This is a genomic window from Burkholderia sp. WSM2232, assembly GCF_000472545.1.
Lineage (GTDB): Bacteria > Pseudomonadota > Gammaproteobacteria > Burkholderiales > Burkholderiaceae > Paraburkholderia.
Window position 1 is genome coordinate 263,693 of record NZ_AWZV01000004.1, and the last position, 19,819, is coordinate 283,511.

The following is a 19,819-nucleotide window of genomic DNA, read 5'->3' on the forward strand; positions in this document are numbered from 1 at the left end:
CGAAAAAAACGGCCTAAACGAGCTGATCGGCCGGCAAGCCGGTCACGCGGCGCCTCGCGCAACCATGCTGCGGCTTCGCATGAAAAAAGGCCGCCGGCGAGTGAGCCGCGGCCTTTCATTCAGCGAGCAGCCGGGCCAGGCCCAGCCGCCATTTTACCGTTGCGTTGGCGCGCAGGCGCTCCGCATCAACGCTCGGCTTCCTGGCTCATCGCATGCTCGCCGGCCATCTCGTTGATGGTTTCCAGATAGCGCTGTGCGTCGAGCGCGGCCATACAGCCGGTGCCCGCGCTGGTGATCGCCTGACGGTACACGTGGTCCTGCACGTCGCCGGCCGCGAACACGCCCGGCACGCTGGTGGCCGTGGCAAAGCCGTTCAGGCCGCCCCTGGTGATGATGTAGCCGTTCTTCATCTCCAACTGGCCTTCGAAAATGTCCGTGTTCGGCTTGTGGCCGATCGCGACGAAAAGGCCCTGCAACGCGATGTCCGTCGTCTCGCCGGTTTGCGTATGCTTGATGCGCACGCCGGTCACGCCCGACTGGTCGCCCGTCACTTCGTCGAGCGTATGGTTCCATTTGATCTCGACGACGCCTTCCTTCTCTTTCGCAAGCAGGCGGTCGATCAGGATCGGCTCCGCGCGGAACTTGTCGCGGCGATGGATCACCGTGACCTTCTTTGCGATGCCCGACAGGTACAGTGCCTCTTCGACCGCGGTATTGCCGCCGCCGACCACGGCTACGTGCTGCTGCTTGTAGAAAAAGCCGTCGCACGTTGCGCACGCGGACACGCCCTTGCCCATGAACGCTTCTTCGGAGGGCAGGCCGAGGTATTGCGCCGACGCACCCGTCGAGATGATCAGCGAATCGCAGGTGTATTCACCCGAGTCGCCGATCAGGCGGATCGGTTTTTCATTCAGCTTCGCCGTGTGAATGTGGTCGAAAATGATTTCGGTGTTGAAGCGCTCAGCGTGCTCCAGGAAGCGCGCCATCAGTTCCGGGCCCTGCACGCCGTTGGCGTCGGCGGGCCAGTTTTCGACGTCGGTCGTGGTCATCAACTGGCCGCCTTGCGCTAGACCGGTGACGAGCACCGGCGCGAGGTTGGCGCGCGCTGCGTAGACCCCGGCGGTGTAGCCGGCGGGACCGGAACCGAGAATCAGAACCTTGGCGTGTTTCGTGGAAGTTGCGGGCATGATCAAATCCTTTTACGGCGCGCCGTCCACCCATGCGGGCAGCGCGACTTGGCTGAAACTGTAGATGGGCATCAGTCGGCCATTATAAAGGGCGGGGCGGCGGCCTGCTCCATGAAGCTTTTCCATCGCAGCGATAGCCCGGCACATCGCTGCGCGCGGCGCGCGCGTGGCCAATCGGCCAGGTTACCGTCATTTACAGCCTGCCTTGGGGCACTGCGTTTACAATAGGCCGGATCGAAGTTTCGGGTCGACGGCGCCGTGCCCGCAGCCGTGCAGCGCGGGGCCCGGCACACCGGACTGGCCACACAAGCAACAGGATCAATGGCAAAAGCTCCTTATTCCGCGAGCGCGCAGGCATTGCCGCACCGCATGTCGCGCCTCTTCACCGAAATCCGCTGGATCCTGCAGGTCGCGCTCGGCGTGTTCCTGCTGATGGCGCTCGTCAGCTACAGCCGGCGCGACCCAAGCTGGACGCACGCCGCGCAGGTCGATCACATCGCCAACTGGGCGGGTCGCGTGGGCGCGTGGACTTCGGACATTCTTCTGCTGCTGTTCGGCCTGTCCGCCTACTGGTGGATCGTGCTGCTCGGCCGGCACATTTCCGCGAACTACAAGCGCATTACCCGTCACGAGGAATTGCCGGAAGACGCGCCGCGCGACACCACCTGGCTCGCTGACGCGTTCGCGTTCATGCTGGTGCTGCTCGCCTGCGACGGTATCGAGGCGCTGCGCATGTGGTCGCTGAAGGTGCAATTGCCGCGCGCGCCAGGCGGCGTGATCGGCGAGACTGTTGCGCGCGGTGTGTCGCATGCACTCGGCTTCACGGGCGGCACGCTGGCGTTGCTGATCGTGCTGGCCATCGGCCTGTCGCTGTATTTCCGCTTCTCGTGGCTCTCCGTGGCGGAAAAGGTCGGCGAGTCGATTATCTCGGCCGTCACCTTTGCGAAGCTGCGCCGCGAGGCGGGGCGCGACCGCAAGCTGGGCGAGGCGGCCGCCGTCAAGCGCGAGGGCAAGGTCGAGAAGGGCCGCGTGCGTATCGAGGAACACGAGCCGGTAGTGATCGTGCCGCCGGTCGTCACGCCGGCCAAGTCGGAGCGGGTCGAAAAAGAACGGCAGGTGCCGCTTTTCACCGATCTGCCCGGCGATTCCACACTGCCGCCCATTTCGCTGCTGGATCCCGCGCCGGCCGCGCAGGAAACCATCTCCGCCGATACGCTGGAATTCACCTCGCGTCTGATCGAGAAAAAACTCAAGGACTTCGGAGTGGATGTGAGCGTAGTCGCTGCCTATCCTGGCCCCGTCGTCACGCGCTATGAGATCGAGCCGGCCACCGGCGTGAAGGGCAGCCAGATCGTGAATCTGGCGAAGGACCTCGCGCGTTCGCTGTCGCTGGTGTCGATTCGCGTGGTCGAAACCATTCCGGGCAAGAACTACATGGCGCTCGAGTTGCCGAACCAGCGCCGCCAGACCGTGAGTCTGTCGGAGATTCTCGGCTCGGCGGTTTATGCGGACGCCGCCTCGCCGCTGACCATGGGCCTTGGCAAGGACATCGGCGGCAAGCCTGTGTGCGCCGACCTCGCGAAGATGCCGCACCTGCTGGTGGCCGGCACCACCGGCTCAGGCAAGTCGGTGGGTATCAACGCGATGATTCTGTCGCTGCTGTACAAGGCGAGCGCGGACCAGGTGCGCATGATCCTGATCGATCCGAAGATGCTCGAAATGAGCGTCTACGAAGGCATTCCGCATCTGCTTTGTCCGGTCGTCACGGACATGCGCCAGGCCGGTCACGCGCTCAACTGGGCAGTCGCCGAAATGGAGCGCCGCTACAAACTGATGAGCAAGCTCGGCGTGCGCAATCTCGCGGGCTACAACAACAAGATCGACGAAGCCGCAAAGCGCGAGGAAAAGCTGCCGAACCCGTTCAGTCTCACGCCGGACGATCCGGAACCGCTCACGCGCCTGCCGAACATCGTGATCGTGATCGACGAACTCGCGGACCTGATGATGGTGGTCGGCAAGAAGGTCGAGGAACTGATCGCGCGCATCGCGCAGAAGGCGCGCGCGGCGGGTATCCATCTGATTCTCGCGACGCAGCGTCCGTCGGTCGACGTGATCACGGGTCTTATCAAGGCGAACGTGCCGACGCGAATGGCGTTCCAGGTGTCGTCGAAAATCGACTCGCGCACGATTCTCGACCAGCAGGGCGCGGAATCGCTGCTCGGTATGGGCGATATGCTGTATCTGCCGCCGGGCAGCGGCTTGCCGGTGCGCGTGCACGGCGCGTTCGTGTCCGACGAGGAAGTGCACCGTGTCGTCGACAAGCTCAAGGAGCAGGGCGAGCCGAACTATATCGAGGGCATTCTGGAAGGCGGCGTGACCGGCGAGGGCGACGAAGGCTCGGCGGGCGCGGGCGGCGCCGGCTCGGGCGACGGCGAGTCGGACCCGCTCTACGACCAGGCCGTGGACGTGGTGCTGAAGAACAAACGCGCGTCCATTTCGCTGGTGCAGCGGCATTTGCGCATCGGCTATAACCGCGCGGCGCGTTTGCTCGAGCAGATGGAAAACTCGGGCGTGGTGTCGGCCATGTCGTCGAACGGCAATCGCGAGATTCTCGCGCCGGCGCGCGAGGCAGACTGAGCGTATGGGCTCGTGTCCGTCTGTAACGTTCGTTTCCAGAAGTTCGCTCCTAAGCTTCGCTTAAGACTCGCTGCCTAAGCTGCGGTCCAAACCCTAAGACCGCTTGCGAGCGCTTGCAGTCTCACGCGCTTCTGCCGCAGTCCGCGAATCGCGCCGTGCCTCACGCTTCGCGCGCTTTGCCAGCGGCCGGAAGCAACACGGCTATCACCACGCGCCGCGACCACCGCGGCCGTTCAACGAATTCAAATCAAGGGAGAAAACCATATGCAGCTATTCGCGCAGCAGTATGCCCAGTCAAGCGGCCCTGGCCGGTTTGCCCGGCTGGCTCGCACCGTGGCGCGCAGCGTTGGCGCGGCAGCGGTCGGCGCGTCGATGCTGGTCGCTTCGCAGGCCTTCGCGAGCGGTACCGAGCAATTGAAGACGTTCGTCGCGCAGGTTCACTCGGCGCGCGGCACCTTCGTGCAGCAGGAAGTGCGCGCGCCGGGCAAGGCGCAGGCGGCGAGTGGCCCGAGCGCCGGGAGCGGCGTGCTGTCTACCAACGGCGGCGGCAAGAACAGCACGTCGAGTGGCACATTCACGTTTGCGCGTCCGGGCAAGTTCATCTGGCAATACGAAAAGCCCTACGCGCAGTTGCTGCAAGCGGACGGCGACAAGCTGTACGTGTATGACAAGGACCTGAACCAGGTGACCGTGCGAAGCCTCGGCGGCGCGCTCGGCGCGAGCCCGGCGGCCATTCTGTTCGGCAGCAACGATCTGGACAAGAACTTCACGCTGCGCGATGCGGGCGTGAAGGCTGGCATCGACTGGCTCGAACTCACGCCGAAAGCGAAGGACACGCAATTCCAGCGCGTGGGCATCGGCTTCAAGGACGGAAATCTGCAAGCAATGGAATTGCACGACGTGTTCGGCAACGTGACGCTGCTGACGTTTTCCAATATCCAGAAGAATCCGCCGCTGCCTGCGGACGCGTTCAAGTTCACGGTGCCCAAGGGTGCCGACGTGATCAACGGCTAGTTTTGCTGCCGTAGGTTTGAGGTCGATGAGCGAAAAAGCCGCGCTGAATGCGCGGCTTTTCTCATGTGCGTGACGCCGATACGAGAACCGTCGTTGCCAGGCGGGATGCCAGACCGGGGACGCGAAACTCGCCGCGCTATCTGTTCGCATTCACCGCATGCGCGGCCTTCATATCGTCGAGAAACGCTTCGACAATCTCGGTTCGTTGCCGCCGTGCCCGCGTGACCATATGAAACGCGACCCGATAGCGCATCAGCGCCGGGTCCAATGCAGCCAGTAGACCTTGCTCGACGAACGGCGCCGCGAAGTGCTCCGGCAGATAGCCGAGGTGATGTCCGGAAAGCACGAGCATTGCGACGGCTTCCATGTTGTCGGCGACGGCGGTGACATTGCGGGCAGGCGCCGCATTTTCGGCTTCGGGCAACGGATAGCTGCGCCACGCCCATTCGTGCGCCGCGGCCTGCGCGGGCGTCACGCGCCCGGCGCGCTTGAAGAGCGGATGCCCCTTCGCGCAGTACGCGAACTGCTCTTCGGCGAATATCTCGGTGTATTCGAGCGACGGCACGCGATGCCAGAAATAGCCGATGCCGATCTGAATCCGCCCGTTGAGCAGCAGTTCTTCGAGCTCGCCCGGCGAGCGCACGAGAATCGAAAATCGCACCGACTGATCGCGCGAGCGGAAACGGCCAATCGCTTCGCTGATTCGCGCGCTCGCCGACACCGGCGTATGGCCGATCATTCCAATGTCCAGCGTGCCGACCAGCTTGCGGCCCACATTGCGCGCCTCTACGCCGAAGCTCTCCACTGCATCGAGCAGCGCGCGAGCGGCGTCGACAAACTGCTCGCCGCGCGGGCTCAGCCGGAAGCCGCCGCGGCCGCGTTCGCATAGCCGGTAACCAAGGCGCGTTTCCAGCGTGGCGAGCTGCGTGCTGATGGTCGACTGGCCGACATTGAGCGTGGCTTGCGCGGACGAGACGCCGCCCGCATCGACAATCGCGAGAAATACGCGGATGAGCCGCAGGTCGATGTCGGTGAGTTGGGAGAACATGCGTCAGGATACATCGCCCGAAATCGATGTGAAGGTTTTTGCGCGGCTATTTGAGGATCGCCGAACTTGCTCAAGAATGAAGCTTCACCCGGCAAGGGGCGTGCAGACGGCCTGACCGTTCGCTGCTCCGTGCCGGTTCGGCGCCGGTTTCGCGCTTCGCGCCTGCTGCGCTTCTTTCATTGCCGAGCCACGATGAATACTTCCTCCTTCATTTCCCCCGAAGCCGGCGAGCGGCCGCAGCCGCTCTCCGGCAATGCAATGCCGCGTTGCGGCGGGATTGCGACCATGATGCGTTTGCCGAATGTGGGCTCCGCTGCGGGATTCGATGCCTGTTTCGTCGGTGTGCCGTTCGATCTGGGCACCTCGAATCGCACGGGCGCACGCTTCGGGCCGCGCCAGATTCGCAGCGAGTCGGTGCTGCTGCGCCCCTACAACATGGCGACGCGCGCGGCGCCGTTCGATTCGCTGCGCGTGGCCGATCTCGGCGATGTGGCGATCAACCCGTACAACCTGCATGACTCGATTGCGCGAATCGAAACCGCGTATGACGAGATTCTCCAGCACGATTGCAAGCCGGTTACGTTAGGCGGCGATCACACGATAGCGTTGCCGATCCTGCGCGCGATTCATCGCAAACACGGCAAGGTCGGACTGATTCACGTCGACGCGCATGCCGACGTCAATGACACGATGATGGGTGAGAAAATCGCCCACGGCACGCCGTTTCGTCGCGCGGTGGAGGAGGGCTTGCTCGACTGCGAGCGCGTCGTGCAGATCGGTTTGCGCGGCACCGGCTACGCTGCCGAAGACTTCGACTGGTGTCGCGACCAGGGCTTCGAGGTCGTGCAGGCCGAGGCCTGCTGGAACCAGTCGCTCGCGCCGCTGATGGCGCGCGTGCGCGAGCGCATGGGCAATGCGCCGGTCTACCTGACGTTCGACATCGACGGGATCGATCCCGCTTTCGCGCCTGGCACCGGTACGCCGGAAATCGCCGGACTGACGGTGCCGCAGGCGCTCGAAATCATCCGCGGCGCGCGCGGATTGAACATCGTCGGGTGCGATCTGGTGGAGGTCGCGCCGCCGTACGATCCGTTCGGCACGACAGCGCTGCTCGGCGCCAACCTTGCGTTCGAGTTGCTGTGCGTGTTGCCGGGCGTCGAATATCGGACGCCTGTACGCCTGTAGCTCGCTGAACCGGCTCGCGAGGCGAGTTCCTTTTGCGAAGCTAAAGCTGCGCAATTCGTCACGCCCAACGAAAAGGCCTGCAAATGCAGGCCTTTTCCTCATAGGCTCGCAAAGAGACTGCTTACGCGTAGGCCGTCTTGCGCGTCGAGATAAACACGAGATAGCACACCGCGCCGATCACCAGCGAGGGCAACGTCGCGCCCAGATTTGGCAGCCATTGGTTGATCGCCTGATAAGCCGCGATGCCGATCGCCCACGCGATGAACGCGCTCAGATGCCAGCCTCCCGAAAAGCCGTAACGGCCGCGCACGTCGGCAAGCGCGGCCGCTTCGATGCGGCGCTTGCGCACGATGAAGTGATCCACCAGCACCACGCCGAAGAGCGGCGCGAACACCGAGCCGATCAACAACAGGAAGTTCTGATACTTCGCCATCGGCACGAGCAGCGCGATCAACGTGCAGAGCGCGCCGAATGCCGCCGAGAGCATCGGCACGCTGCCGCGCGCCCAGAAGGTTCCCGTCGACACAGCGGCCGAATGAATGTCGGCAAATGCATTGTCGACTTCGTCGATCAGGATCAGCAGCAGCGCGAGGCCGCCGCCCGCCTGCGCGAGCGCGCCCGTGAGCAGCGCGTCCCCGCCGCCCGCAGCGAGGCCGTAGACCGCGCCCAACGCATAGAACCATAGGTTCGCGATGCCGTAGCCGAGCAGCGTGCCGCGAAACGTCTCCCCGGCGCGGCGGCCAAAGCGTGTGTAATCCGCGATCAACGGCAGCCATGAAAGCGGCATGGCGACCACCAGGTCGATGGCGCCGCCGAACGACATCTCGCCGGTGCCGGGCTTGCGCATCATTGCCGCGAGGTCGTGCTGCGCGAGCAGATTCCATGTGAGCCAGGCCGCGCCCGCGAGCAGCAGCCAGATGCCCCAGCTGCGCAGAAAGCGCCTCACAAACGAGAGCGGACCGCTAATCGCGAGCAGCGTCGCAAGCAGACCGAACACGATGGTCCAGATGAGCGGCGTCGAGAAACCGAATGCCTGCTTCGCGAGGGCGTCGGCGGAATCGCGCATCACGATCACTTCGAACGCGCCCCAGCCGACCAGTTGCACGGCGTTCAGCACCGCGGGCACCGAGGCGCCGCGCACGCCGAGCGTCGGGCGCAGCGACGACATAGCGGCGAGTCCCGTGTCCGTGCCGATCACGCCCGCGAGCGCGAGCAGGACCACGCCGATCGCGCTGCCGATCGCGATGGCGAGCAGCGCATGCGGCAGCGACAGGCCTGGCACCAGCAGCGCGCCGGCCTGGGCGACGAGCAGGCCAATGCCGAGCGAGAACCAGAGGGCAAATGCGTCGCCGGTGCGAAACGCGCGCCGCGCGTCGGGCACCGGCGTGAGCGGTGCGTAGGTGGAGCCGGCGTCGCCGGTGAGCGGGTCGGGTGTTGCTTGTGTCATCGGGTCTTGTCCCTGCGTGGTGTGTCTGGTGCCGATTTTGTTGCCGGTTTCGCTGCTGGTTTTGTTGCTGGTTTTGTTGCTGGTTTTGTTGCTGGTTTTGTTGCTGGTTTTGTTGCTGCTGCGCGGCCCGTCGGCCGCGCAGCGGGCCGTCCGCAAACGCGCTGCACTGGCGCAAGGCGCCGTGGCTGTCATAATGCAGGACGTTGCCCGCGTGTTCGTCGCGCGGGCCTGGCGCTTGTCCGGCAGCACGCCGTCCACGGCCCATCGCAGATACCGTCGCGCGAAGCGCGTCCGGAAAGCCGAGATTATCCCCAAAACGTCATGTTCGAAGAAACCCGTGCCAATGTCCCGCTCGCCGAACGGCTGCGGCCCCGCAATATCGACGAAGTGATCGGCCAGAAGCACCTGCTCGGCCCGAACAAGCCGCTGCGGGTCGCATTCGAGTCCGGCCAGGCGCATTCGATGATCCTCTGGGGCCCGCCCGGCGTCGGCAAGACCACGCTCGCGCGGCTCATGGCGGACGCGTTCCACGCGCAGTTCATCGCGCTGTCGGCGGTGCTCTCCGGCGTGAAGGACATTCGCGAGGCGGTCGAGACCGCGCAGGTCCACCGCGCGAATGGGCATCAGACGCTGGTGTTCGTCGACGAGGTGCATCGCTTTAACAAGAGTCAGCAAGACGCGTTCTTGCCGCACGTGGAATCGGGGCTTTTCGTGTTCATCGGCGCGACAACGGAAAATCCGTCGTTCGAGGTGAACAGCGCGTTGCTCTCGCGCGCCGCCGTGTATGTGCTGAAAAGTCTCGACGAGGACGAGTTGCGCGAACTGCTCGCGCGCGCGCAGCACGAACTGGGCGGTCTGACATTCACCGACGAAGCGCGCGACGCGCTGATCGGCTCCGCCGACGGCGACGGCCGCAAGCTCCTGAACAACCTGGAAATCGTCGCGCGCGCCGCTTCTCAGCAGAAGACGACGGAGATCGACGGCGCGTTGCTCGGCAGCGCGCTCGCCGAAAATCTGCGCCGCTTCGACAAGGGCGGCGACGCGTTCTACGACCAGATCAGCGCGCTGCACAAGTCGGTGCGCGGCAGCAGTCCGGACGGCGCGCTGTACTGGTTCTGCCGGATGCTCGACGGCGGCGCGGACCCGCGTTATCTGGCGCGCCGCATCGTGCGCATGGCGTGGGAGGACATCGGTCTCGCCGACCCGCGCGCCGCGCGCATCGCACTCGATGCCGCCGAAACCTACGAGCGGCTCGGCACGCCCGAGGGCGAACTGGCGCTTGCGCAGGCCATCATCTATCTGGCGGTCGCGCCCAAGTCCAATGCCGGCTACAACGCGTACAACGAAGCGCGGCGCTTTGTCAGCAAGGACAAGTCGCGCGGCGTGCCGGTGCATTTGCGCAACGCGCCGACACGGCTCATGAAGGAGCTCGGCTACGGTCACGAGTATCGCTACGCGCACGACGAACCCGACGCCTACGCGGCCGGCGAGACCTATCTGCCGGACAACATGCGCGATCCGCATTGGTACACGCCGACGCCGCGCGGACTTGAAGGCAAGATTGGCGAGAAGATGGCGCGCCTTGCCGAACTCGACGCGCAATGGCGCAGCGAGAACAAGCCGAAGAAGGGCTGAGACTATCCGGCGCGCGGCGCCGGTGCGCTAAAATCCCACCTTCACACAACGAATACCCGCCCCATCCCATGCTCGACATCCAGTTGCTGCGCAAAGACCTCGACGGCGTCGCGAAACGCCTCGCCGACCGCGGCTATGCCCTCGACGTCGCGGCTTTTACCGCGCTCGAAGCGGAACGCCGCGATACCCAGACCCGTACCGAAGAACTGCAGGCACGCCGCAACAGCCTGTCCAAGCAGATCGGCGCGATGAAAGGGCGCGGCGAGGACACCTCGGCGCTGATGGTCGAAGTAGGCGGCATTGGCGACGAGATGAAGGCGTCGGCGGCAAAGCTGGACGATATTCAGAAGCGTCTGTCAGATCTGCTGCTGGGCGTGCCGAATCTTCCGCATGAGAGCGTGCCGGTGGGACGCGACGAGGCCGATAACGTCGAAGTGCGCCGCTGGGGCACGCCGCGTCAGTTCGACTTCGAAGTAAAAGATCATGTGGATGTGGGTGCGCCGCTCGGCCTCGACTTCGAGACCGGCGCAAAGCTCTCGGGTGCGCGCTTCACGATGCTGCGCGGGCAGATCGCGCGGCTGCACCGTGCGCTCGCGCAATTCATGATCGACACGCATACGCAGCAGCACGGCTATACGGAGATTTACACGCCGTATATCGTGAATCCGGAAATTCTGTACGGCACCGGCCAACTGCCCAAGTTCGCAGACGACATGTTCCGCGTCGAGAAGGGCGGCGGCGAAAACACGGTGACGCAATATCTGATTTCCACATCGGAAATTTCGCTCACGAACACGGTGCGCGAGAGCATCGTCGAAGGCAATGCGCTGCCTATCAAGCTGACCGCGCATTCGCCGTGCTTCCGTTCGGAAGCGGGGTCGTACGGACGCGATACGCGCGGCATGATCCGTCAGCATCAGTTCGACAAGGTCGAGATGGTGCAGATCGTGGCGCCGGAAACGTCGTACGACGCGTTGGAACAGATGGTCGGCCACGCGGAGACGATTCTTCAGAAGCTCGAACTGCCGTACCGCGTGATCACGCTGTGCACGGGCGACATGGGTTTTTCGGCGACCAAGACTTACGACCTTGAGGTGTGGTTGCCCGCGCAAAACACCTATCGCGAAATTTCCAGCTGCTCGAATACCGAGTCGTTCCAGGCTCGCCGGATGCAGGCGCGTTATCGCAACGCCCAGGGCAAGCCGGAACTGGTGCATACGCTGAACGGCTCGGGGCTGGCGGTCGGCCGCACGCTCGTGGCCGTGCTGGAGAACTTCCAGAACGCCGATGGCTCGGTCACCGTACCGGCTGCATTGCGGCCGTATCTGGGCGGTGTGGAGCGGCTGGAAGTTCCGGCGGCCTGAGTTGCGTTGCTCCGCGCCCCCTCCGAAAATTTTTGGGTGAGGGGCTTGGAAATCCAGATTAGCTGTTCTATAATCTTTCTCTCTCAAGCAGCGACCCGCTTGAATCTGACAAAACCGCCCGGCTTCATAAGTGGCGCCAAGTTGGAAAACACGGAAAGGTGGCAGAGTGGTCGAATGCGCCGGACTCGAAATCCGGTGTACCTTTAGGGGTACCGTGAGTTCGAATCTCACCCTTTCCGCCAGATTTTGAAAACAGGCCCTTCGGGGCCTGTTTTTGTTTCTGGTCGAGCATTGCGGTAGTCCTTTGAATGTCGGGCAGGTGTCCCGCTTTTATAAGCGATCCTAAGCGAACCGTGCAGTCACAGCGCCACGGCGAATAAGCGGATGCGGGCCTACGCTCTTATTGCGCCTGCCTGCTGCCGGCCCTTCCATGATCCTCTGTACAATTGGCCGTTCGATTGAAGATCGAACCACCTTCGAACCCATCGACCGAATTCATGGCCATTACCTACAAGACTCCCGACGACATTGCCAGGCTGCGCATTTCGGGCCGCCTCGCGGCCGATGTGCTGGCCATGATCGGCGAGCACGTCAAGGCCGGTGTCTCCACCGAAGAACTGGACGCGCTGTGCAACGACTACATCGTCAACACGCAGAAGTCGATTCCGGCGAACGTCGGCTATCTTGGCTTTCCGAAGACGGTATGCACGTCGGTCAACCAGGTGGTGTGCCACGGCATTCCGAACCGCAACGAGGTGCTGAAGGACGGCGACATCATCAACATCGACGTAGCCATCATCAAGGACGGCTATTTCGGCGACACGAGCCGCATGTATGTGGTCGGCGAGCCGAGTCCCGTGGCTCGCCAACTGGTCGACACGACCTATGAGGCGATGCTCGCGGGCATCCGCGAAGTGAAGCCGGGCGCCACGCTTGGCGATGTTGGTCATGCGATCCAGAAGGTGGCGCAGCGCGATGGTTTCTCGATCGTGCGTGATTATTGCGGCCACGGCATCGGCAAGGTGTATCACGAAGAGCCGCAGGTGCTGCACTACGGTCAGCCGGGGCAAGGCGTGCGTCTGAAGCCCGGCATGGTCTTCACCATCGAACCCATGATCAACGCGGGCCGCGCCGGCACCACCGTTATGCGCGACGGCTGGACGGTAGTGACCAAGGACCGCTCGCTGTCGGCGCAATGGGAACACATGATCGCCGTCACCGACGACGGCTACGAACTCCTTACGCCCTGGCCGGACGGCACCGGCAACTACGAGGCGCCCTAGGCTGCAAGACCTCCTCGCGAACAGGTAGATGCGCACGGCGTCGGGCGCGGCAAATGCTGCGAACCTGTCGCACGCTTTGCGAGAACCCGCTCGCGCGATAAGATCGCCCGGCAAAGAATGATTTGACTCGCACGCCGGTTCGGTTAAAGCTACGCCTTAAGGTTTCAAGGGGTTTTCGTCTGCATGAGTCCGTCATTGACCGTTCGCCGTATCGCCGCTGATCAGGGCGCCGTTTTTCGCGAACTCCGTACTGCGTCGCTGCGCGAGGCGCCCTATGCCTTTGGCGCGACGCTGGAGGACGCATTGTCTGCGGATGCCGCCAGCTTTGACGTGATCGCCGCGAAGCACGCGGTTTCTCTCACCGTCAGTACCTTCATTCTTTATACCGAGGGTCATCCGGCAGGACTCATCGAAGCGCATTTCGAAGAGGTCCCGGGGCGCCGTGCCTTTGTCTGCGAGCTATGGGTGGCGCCGGCGGTCCGGCATCTTCGCGGTGGGGAGCTGCTGGTCGACACCGCGAGCGGCTGGCTCGCCAACGAAGGCGCCACGGAAATCTATGCGTGGGTCGCCGACTCCAATCGCAACGCCATGCGCTTTTACGAAGCGCTCGGTTTTGGACCAACCGGCGAGCATCGGCGCATGGCGCGTGCTCAGGAGCAGGCCGAAAGCCTGCTGGTCCGCCACGTACCGTCCACGTCCCCCGCCAGTTGACCCGTGATCCACCGGGCGCGCAGCAGTTCGCCGCCCGTCCTGCATGTCTTGCGTGTTCCCTTCGTCTGCGCGCCCGTAGCTCGATGGCTGTCGTGCATCGTCCGTTCATGTGCGGCGCTGCGTGATCCTTTTGCGTGGACAGCGTGCGATTATCAGCCGCGCTGTCCGGCAAAAAATCTCGCCGCGCGCGTGGACGCCTGTAAAATACGCAAAATTTTTTGCCGAACGCTATGTCGCCCAAGAAATCGCCTTTTTTCGAACTTCGCAGCGGTTCCGTCGACACGCTCCTTTTTGTGGTCAAGACAACCGACCTCGATGCCATGCGTGCCGAGCTGACCCGGCGCTTCGAGGCGACCCCCGAATTTTTCGCTAACGACGTTGTCGCGATCGACGTACGCCGCCTCGCGGAGAACGAGCGTGTGCCGCTCGCCGATATCGCGCAACTGCTCGATAGCGTGCGCATGCGGCCGGTCGGCGTGGTCGCAGAGGCGCAGCAGTCGTGGGCGGCGGAATCGGCCTTGCCGCTTCTCGAAGCGCGTGACCGTCGCGGCGCGGCGCCGAAACCGGCTGATGACGATGCTGCGAGCGCGTCGGCAGCGAACGGCGGCGCAATGGCGAACGGCGCGGCAAGTTCCGCGACAGACGCCGCGCACGGTGCAAGCGGCGCAAGCGGTGCAAGCGGTGCAAGCGGCGCAGACAATCCGGGCAGTGCCCCCGCGGGAAGCACGAACCCCGCGCCGGGCGCCACCGCAGCCGCCTCGCCCGAAGCTGCGCCCGCCGCCGAACCCGTGCGCCTCGCCACTTCGTCGCAAACCATGGTGGTCGAAAAGCCGCTGCGTTCGGGCCAGCGTATCTACGCAAAGGGCGATCTGGTTGTGCTCGGACTCGTGAGCTACGGCGCGGAAGTCATTGCGGAAGGCAATATCCATATCTATGCGCCGTTGCGCGGCCGCGCGCTCGCCGGCGTGCAAGGCAATCACGACGCGCGCATTTTCTGCACGTGTCTCGAACCGGAACTGATTTCGATCGCGGGTATCTATCGGACCACCGAAAACCCGCTGCCGGCCGACGTACTCGGCAAGCCGGTTCAGATCTGGCTCGAAGAAGAAAAGTTGATGATCGAACCATTGCGGCTCACGTAAGCGCCGCGAAGCGCGCCGTGCCCAGGCTTCGCGGCAGGCGGCGTTTTGCACGAACTACGGCCGCACATAATTGACGAATTTGACGAACACAAGGTAAGGGTAATGGCAAAAATCATTGTGGTGACATCGGGCAAGGGTGGCGTGGGCAAGACGACCACGAGCGCGAGTTTTGCATCGGCCCTCGCATTGCGGGGTAGCAAGACCGCCGTGATCGACTTCGACGTCGGCCTGCGCAACCTCGATCTCATCATGGGCTGCGAGCGCCGCGTGGTGTACGACCTGATCAATGTCATTCAGGGCGAAGCCAATCTGAACCAGGCGCTCATCAAGGACAAGAAGTGCGAGAACCTCTTTATTCTTCCGGCCTCGCAAACGCGCGACAAAGACGCGCTGACCATGGGAGGCGTCGAGAAGGTCATTAACGACCTGATCGCAATGGACTTCGAATACATTGTGTGCGATTCGCCGGCCGGTATCGAATCGGGCGCGCTGCTCGCCATGCACTTCGCCGACGAGGCGCTGATCGTGACGAACCCGGAAGTGTCGTCGGTGCGCGACTCGGACCGCATCCTGGGCATCCTTTCGTCGAAGACCAAGCGCGCCATTGAAGGCAAGGAGCCGATCAAGGAGCACCTGCTGATCACGCGCTACAACCCAAAACGCGTGAGCGAAGGCGAGATGCTGTCGCTTACGGATATTCAGGAAATTCTGCGCATCGACCTGATCGGCGTCATTCCGGAATCGGAAGCGGTGCTGCACGCGTCGAACCAGGGTCTTCCGGCCGTGCATCTGGACGGCACCGACGTCGCCGAAGCCTATAAAGACGTCGTATCGCGTTTCCTCGGCGAGCAGAAGTCGCTTCGCTTTATCGATTACCAGAAGCCCGGGCTGCTGCAGCGCCTCTTCGGCACCAAGTAAGGGGAGCGCACGTTATGTCGATTCTTTCGTTTTTGCTGGGCGAGAAGAAGAAATCCGCGTCGGTAGCGAAGGAACGCCTGCAGTTGATCATCGCGCACGAGCGCGCCGGCGGCCATGCTCCCGCCGATTATCTGCCTGCGTTGCAACGCGAACTGGTGGCCGTGATTTCGAAGTACGTGCGGATTTCGGATGACGACATCCGCGTGAGCCTGGAGCGCCAGGACGATCTCGAAGTGCTCGAGGTCAAGATAGAGATCCCGCAGACCTGACGGGCGGGGCTGGCAGAAGAGCAGGCGGGGCAGGCGGCGCTGACAGGCCGACCGATGCATCTATCTGTTCGCGCCTGCCCGAGCCCACTGCCCAGCGCGCCAGCGCGAAGCACCTGCGCACAGCACCGCCGCGAAGCACCCGCGCATAGCGCCAGCCTAACGGATTACCGCAACGATCACCGCGGCCGATCCGCAGGTGCGTCAGTTGGCGCGTCGCCTGACGGCTCGGGCCCATCGCCGTTGGCTTCTTCCGTCACCGCTTCAGGCGCCTCGACCTCCGGCACTTCCGGCACCGGGGCGGGCGCCGGCCGCGGCAGCGGCGCCAGGTAGCGCTCCGAAAGCGCTTCGTAAAGCGGCGGCGCAAACAGGCGTGCAACGCGGCTCGCGATGAGCGCGGTCGCCATCAGTGAGATCACGAGCGCGTGCCCGTTGATCATCTCCATCACGATCACAAACGACGTGATAGGCGATTGCGTGACGGCCGCCAGATAGCCCACCATGGCAAGCGCAATCAGCATCGGCAGTTGCATGGAGCCGAACACCATGTGCAGCAGATTGCCGAAGCCCGCGCCAATCGAGAGGGATGGCGCGAAGATGCCGCCCGGAATGCCGGGCAGGTACGAGCCGACCATCGAGATCATCTTCAGGAACGGGTAGAACACGGACAACTGCTGGTTGCCGTCGAGCAATCCGCGCGCTTCGGCATAGCCGCTGCCGAACGTGGTGCCGCCCGAAATCAGCCCGACTGCCGCGATTACGAGGCCGCACAGCGCGGCAAACGCAACCGGCCGCTCGCCGTGCAACTGGCGCAACGGCGCGGGAATCCAGCGCGCGGTGTTCAGCAGTAACCAGCCGAACACGCCGCCCGCGAGGCCGGTGACGATGGCCGTGAGCAGAACGGCCAGCGCGAGCAGATCGGGAAAGTGCGCGCCGATCTGAATCGTGCCGAAATACGTGTAGTTGCCGTTCAGCCCGAGCGCGATAACGCCGGCAATGATGATCGCCGTGATCAGCACGCCGCTCGCGCGCGCCTCGAAGCTGCGCGTCAACTCCTCGATGGCGAACACAATGCCGGCGAGCGGCGTATTGAATGCCGCCGACAAACCCGCCGCCGCGCCGGCCAGCACCAGTTGCCGTTCGATCAGCGCATTCGAACGCGGATAAAGCCTGCGCAGATTGAACATGAGCGCGGCGCCCACCTGCACGGTCGGACCTTCGCGGCCGATTGTGAAGCCGCCGAGAATCGCGAGGAAAGACACCGCGATCTTGCCGAGCAGAATGCGCACCGATAGCAGCCGCGCGCCGTATTCGCCGGGCTTCGCATGAAGCGTAGCGATCACCTGCGGGATGCCGCTGCCCTCGGCGCCGCGGAAAAACTTGCGCGTGAGCCATACGGCAAGGGCGGCCACGGCGGGGGTGATGACGAGCGGCGCCCACACATGCTCGCGCTGTACCATGCGGAATTCGCCGTAGCCCCAGTCGATCAGGCGCGCATAGAGCACCGCGATGAGCCCGACCGCGATTGCGCCCAGCCAGAAAATGCCATATTGCCGCCAAAGGCGTCTGGCTCGACGCACGATCCCGAAGGAAAGGACAGGTTGTGCTCGGGGCATGAGTCTTTGAGGAAGCAAATGACGAAGTATAAAGCGTGCCGACGCCGTCAAACGGTATGAAAGCCTTGTGAAATGTAGTAAAAAGGCAGGTCGTAAGGCGCTCGCTGTAAGGCGCCGTATTATTGCCGGGCGCCCATATTGCCCGGTTCAGCAAAGACTATTCCATTCGTCGGCTAAAATGTTCTGACGTCTGAACAACCAAAGGCCCTTAATGAAGCGAGTCCTTATCGTCAAGGTCACCTCACTCGGCGATATCGTGCAAGCGCTGCCCGTCGTGGCCGATATCAAACGCGCATTTCCCGGCGTTCAGGTCGACTGGGCCGCGGACGAAGCATTCGCGGAAGTGGCGCAATGGTGCAAAGGCATAGACCGTGTGCTGTGCGCGCCGCTGCGCCGCTTCAAGAAAGCGCGCCGCTGGGCCGACTTCAAGGCCATTGCGGCGTCTATTTCAGAGCTGCGCGCGCATCGCTACGACTACATTATCGACATTCACGGCGTGTATAAGAGCGCGATTATCGCGTTTCTGGCCCGCTCGTCGCGGCGCATCGGCTATCAGTCGCAAGACCTGGGCGAGCGCGGCGCCGCATTTGCGTACACCGGGCGCTTCGGTCCGCGTCCGCTGTGCAATGCGTGGCACGGCATGCGCATCAGCGCAGGCGAGGCTCTGGGCTATGAGGTGCAAGGCCCGGCTGTGTACGATTTGAAATTGCCCGAACCGGCCAAGCCGCTGTTCGCGGATGAGCGCGCGCCCGTCGCAGCGCTTTTTCACGCCACCTCGAAAGACGACAAGAAATGGCCCGCCTCGCACTGGGGCGTGGTCGGCGCGGAACTGGCTGAACGGGGCTTCCGGGTGGTGCTGCCTTGGGGTTCCGAAAGCGAGCGGCTGGAGGCCGAGCAGATCGCAGCGCAGGTGCCAGGCTCAAGGGTGCTGCCGAAACTGAGCGTGACTGAAATCGCGCAAATGATCGACGCATGCTCGCTGGTCGTCGGCACGGACACCGGTTTCGTCCACCTCGCGCATGCACTGCAAAAGCGCACGGTGATGGTCTTCGTGGCCACTTCGCCGTCGCACTGCGGGGTGGAAGCGCCGTTCCGCTCGATCTCGGTCGGCGACGGCTTTTCGGTGCCGCCCATCAGCGACGTGCTCGACGCCATCGACTACGTGCATCTCGAACCGCAGGCTATAGCCGCGCAGCAAGGCCCGGCAGCGGCTTAAGCGCAACGCGCGGTGCAATCGTTTGCTCAAAGAAAAAGGGCGTGACGCGCACGGTGCCGATGTGATCGGCCCTGCCGCGTGACGCCCGGTAAACGCCCGCGTCGGGGAACGTCGGGCGAAGAGAAGCCGCATTGCTGCGTGAAACATGCCGCGTAAAGTGTTCGCAACTGGCTAGCGGAGCATTCATTGCGCGCCGCGCATGCATTACACGCTTGTTAAATCTGTCGCTTTTGGTTGGTCGTAAGGTTCGCTGCACCCGCCGCGCCTGCGCGCCCGGGGCATGAATCCGGCCCGTCGTACTGCTTGTCAGCGGCTTTGGAGCCGCTTCCCAGTTGCGTTCCAGGCGTGTACGCGCGGCGCGCTTTGCACCTTCGTCGAGCCACAACGCAACAGGCAGAAGGCGTGTAGGCGACGGGCACATGCAAGCCAGTATAGGCGGTGTTTTCGGCTGCTGTTTCGCTGAATGTCAATTCCCGGCGTCACGCGACCGGCGAGGCCGGGCCGCCTTCGCAAATGTGTAACCCCGCCGTGATCTTCCCTTACAACTGGCAACGTTCTCCCAGGCGCGGGTCGTGTTCAATCGAGTCATTCGGGACCTCGGCTCGAACACACTGACTCGATGGAGAACAATATGAAACGCTTGATCCTCACCCTGCTCGCCGGCACTGTGCTTGCCACCATGCTGGGCGGCTGTATCGTCGCTCCGGCGCCGGGCTACTACTACGGCGGTGGCGGCTACTACCATCACGGTTACTACTATCGGTGAGATCGCTGGGCCGCGCAGCCGCTCAGCCGCTCAGCAGTTTCGACCGCTGAGCGGGCGGCCTTGCGTACCGCAAAGCGCGGCCAGCACAAGACGTGGATGGAATCTCAGCCTGTCAGGCGACCAGCATTTCAAACGCGACCACGGCGGTAATGGCCGCCGCATTGGCGGCCAGCGCCTCGACGACAATGCCCTTCCAACTGGCGGGACGAAAGCGCAGCGCGAGCAGCAGCGAACACACCAGCGCGAGCGCAATGATCATCACGATGTCGGCATTGTGAAGATGAAGGTTCATCCGGGCCTCCCTGCTTGCCGTGGGTTTCCTCGATTCGAGTATAGGCAAGTCAAAAAGGCAGGCAAGGCAGGGGATTCACTCACAGAAGCCCC

19 protein-coding genes and 1 tRNA gene are annotated in these 19,819 nt (G+C 63.5%); 14 read left to right on the forward strand and 6 right to left on the reverse strand.

Features of this window, described 5'->3' with window-relative positions:
- Positions 1–185: 185 nt before the first annotated feature.
- Positions 186–1,187: a thioredoxin-disulfide reductase gene (gene trxB, locus F757_RS0103485; RefSeq protein ID WP_027210187.1), complete on the reverse strand. Its 1,002-nt coding sequence runs from the start codon at positions 1,185–1,187 to the stop codon at positions 186–188.
- A 321-nt stretch (positions 1,188–1,508) separates the two neighbouring features.
- Here trxB and F757_RS0103490 point away from each other — a divergent pair, with 321 nt between their 5' ends.
- Positions 1,509–3,824: a DNA translocase FtsK gene (locus tag F757_RS0103490; protein WP_027210188.1), complete on the forward strand. Its 2,316-nt coding sequence runs from the start codon at positions 1,509–1,511 to the stop codon at positions 3,822–3,824.
- A gap of 74 nt (positions 3,825–3,898) precedes the next feature.
- Here F757_RS0103490 and F757_RS36985 read toward each other — a convergent pair whose 3' ends face one another.
- Positions 3,899–4,048 carry a type II toxin-antitoxin system ParD family antitoxin gene (locus F757_RS36985; RefSeq protein WP_442856622.1) on the reverse strand — a complete coding sequence of 50 codons (150 nt, stop codon included), beginning with the start codon at positions 4,046–4,048 and terminating at the stop codon, positions 3,899–3,901.
- A gap of 40 nt (positions 4,049–4,088) precedes the next feature.
- Here F757_RS36985 and lolA point away from each other — a divergent pair, with 40 nt between their 5' ends.
- Positions 4,089–4,838: an outer membrane lipoprotein chaperone LolA gene (lolA, locus tag F757_RS0103495; RefSeq protein WP_027210189.1), complete on the forward strand. Its 750-nt coding sequence runs from the start codon at positions 4,089–4,091 to the stop codon at positions 4,836–4,838.
- A 136-nt stretch (positions 4,839–4,974) separates the two neighbouring features.
- On the opposite strand, the gene F757_RS0103500 is transcribed toward lolA, so the two are convergent.
- Complete coding sequence (locus F757_RS0103500; RefSeq protein ID WP_027210190.1) at positions 4,975–5,886, reverse strand: LysR family transcriptional regulator; 912 nt, start codon at positions 5,884–5,886, stop codon at positions 4,975–4,977.
- Between the two features lie 192 nt (positions 5,887–6,078).
- Between F757_RS0103500 and speB the strand changes: the two genes are divergently transcribed.
- On the forward strand, positions 6,079–7,071 hold the full coding sequence (speB, locus tag F757_RS0103505; RefSeq protein WP_035466157.1) for an agmatinase: 993 nt from the start codon (positions 6,079–6,081) through the stop codon (positions 7,069–7,071).
- A 121-nt stretch (positions 7,072–7,192) separates the two neighbouring features.
- Here speB and cytX read toward each other — a convergent pair whose 3' ends face one another.
- A complete protein-coding gene (gene cytX / locus F757_RS0103510) occupies positions 7,193–8,518 on the reverse strand; it encodes a putative hydroxymethylpyrimidine transporter CytX (RefSeq protein WP_027210192.1) in 1,326 nt (441 codons plus the stop codon).
- Between the two features lie 28 nt (positions 8,519–8,546).
- Between cytX and F757_RS35635 the strand changes: the two genes are divergently transcribed.
- From F757_RS35635 to minE, 9 genes are all read left to right on the forward strand, one after another.
- Positions 8,547–8,909 carry a hypothetical protein gene (locus tag F757_RS35635; protein WP_156923502.1) on the forward strand — a complete coding sequence of 121 codons (363 nt, stop codon included), beginning with the start codon at positions 8,547–8,549 and terminating at the stop codon, positions 8,907–8,909.
- Positions 8,840–10,153, forward strand: a complete 1,314-nt coding sequence (locus tag F757_RS0103515; protein WP_027210193.1) for a replication-associated recombination protein A — start codon at positions 8,840–8,842, stop codon at positions 10,151–10,153. The genes F757_RS35635 and F757_RS0103515 overlap by 70 nt, the downstream gene beginning before the upstream one ends.
- 68 nt (positions 10,154–10,221) lie before the next feature.
- A complete protein-coding gene (gene serS, locus F757_RS0103520; RefSeq protein WP_027210194.1) occupies positions 10,222–11,517 on the forward strand; it encodes a serine--tRNA ligase in 1,296 nt (431 codons plus the stop codon).
- A gap of 152 nt (positions 11,518–11,669) precedes the next feature.
- A tRNA-Ser gene (locus tag F757_RS0103525) sits at positions 11,670–11,759 on the forward strand.
- A gap of 255 nt (positions 11,760–12,014) precedes the next feature.
- The gene (gene map / locus F757_RS0103530; RefSeq protein WP_027210195.1) at positions 12,015–12,800 is read left to right on the forward strand and encodes a type I methionyl aminopeptidase; all 786 of its coding nucleotides are present in this window, start codon (positions 12,015–12,017) and stop codon (positions 12,798–12,800) included.
- A 183-nt stretch (positions 12,801–12,983) separates the two neighbouring features.
- Positions 12,984–13,511: a GNAT family N-acetyltransferase gene (locus F757_RS0103535; RefSeq protein WP_027210196.1), complete on the forward strand. Its 528-nt coding sequence runs from the start codon at positions 12,984–12,986 to the stop codon at positions 13,509–13,511.
- Positions 13,512–13,741: 230 nt separating this feature from the next.
- Positions 13,742–14,653 carry a septum site-determining protein MinC gene (gene minC, locus F757_RS0103540; RefSeq protein ID WP_027210197.1) on the forward strand — a complete coding sequence of 304 codons (912 nt, stop codon included), beginning with the start codon at positions 13,742–13,744 and terminating at the stop codon, positions 14,651–14,653.
- A 102-nt stretch (positions 14,654–14,755) separates the two neighbouring features.
- Positions 14,756–15,571 carry a septum site-determining protein MinD gene (minD, locus tag F757_RS0103545; RefSeq protein ID WP_027210198.1) on the forward strand — a complete coding sequence of 272 codons (816 nt, stop codon included), beginning with the start codon at positions 14,756–14,758 and terminating at the stop codon, positions 15,569–15,571.
- 14 nt (positions 15,572–15,585) lie between these two features.
- Entirely contained in the window at positions 15,586–15,840 is a 255-nt protein-coding gene (gene minE / locus F757_RS0103550) for a cell division topological specificity factor MinE (protein ID WP_006048489.1), read from the forward strand.
- Positions 15,841–16,016: 176 nt separating this feature from the next.
- Here the strand turns inward: minE and F757_RS0103555 are convergent, their stop codons facing one another.
- On the reverse strand, positions 16,017–17,453 hold the full coding sequence (locus F757_RS0103555; RefSeq protein ID WP_027210199.1) for a chloride channel protein: 1,437 nt from the start codon (positions 17,451–17,453) through the stop codon (positions 16,017–16,019).
- A 211-nt stretch (positions 17,454–17,664) separates the two neighbouring features.
- On the opposite strand from F757_RS0103555, the gene waaC reads away from it, so the two are divergent.
- Positions 17,665–18,669 (forward strand): lipopolysaccharide heptosyltransferase I, encoded by a 1,005-nt coding sequence (gene waaC / locus F757_RS0103560; protein WP_027210200.1) that lies wholly within the window; start codon positions 17,665–17,667, stop codon positions 18,667–18,669.
- A gap of 631 nt (positions 18,670–19,300) precedes the next feature.
- Complete coding sequence (locus tag F757_RS36785) at positions 19,301–19,435, forward strand: hypothetical protein (RefSeq protein WP_013338519.1); 135 nt, start codon at positions 19,301–19,303, stop codon at positions 19,433–19,435.
- A gap of 112 nt (positions 19,436–19,547) precedes the next feature.
- Here F757_RS36785 and F757_RS0103570 read toward each other — a convergent pair whose 3' ends face one another.
- On the reverse strand, positions 19,548–19,727 hold the full coding sequence (locus F757_RS0103570; protein WP_027210201.1) for a hypothetical protein: 180 nt from the start codon (positions 19,725–19,727) through the stop codon (positions 19,548–19,550).
- Positions 19,728–19,819: the final 92 nt, after the last annotated feature.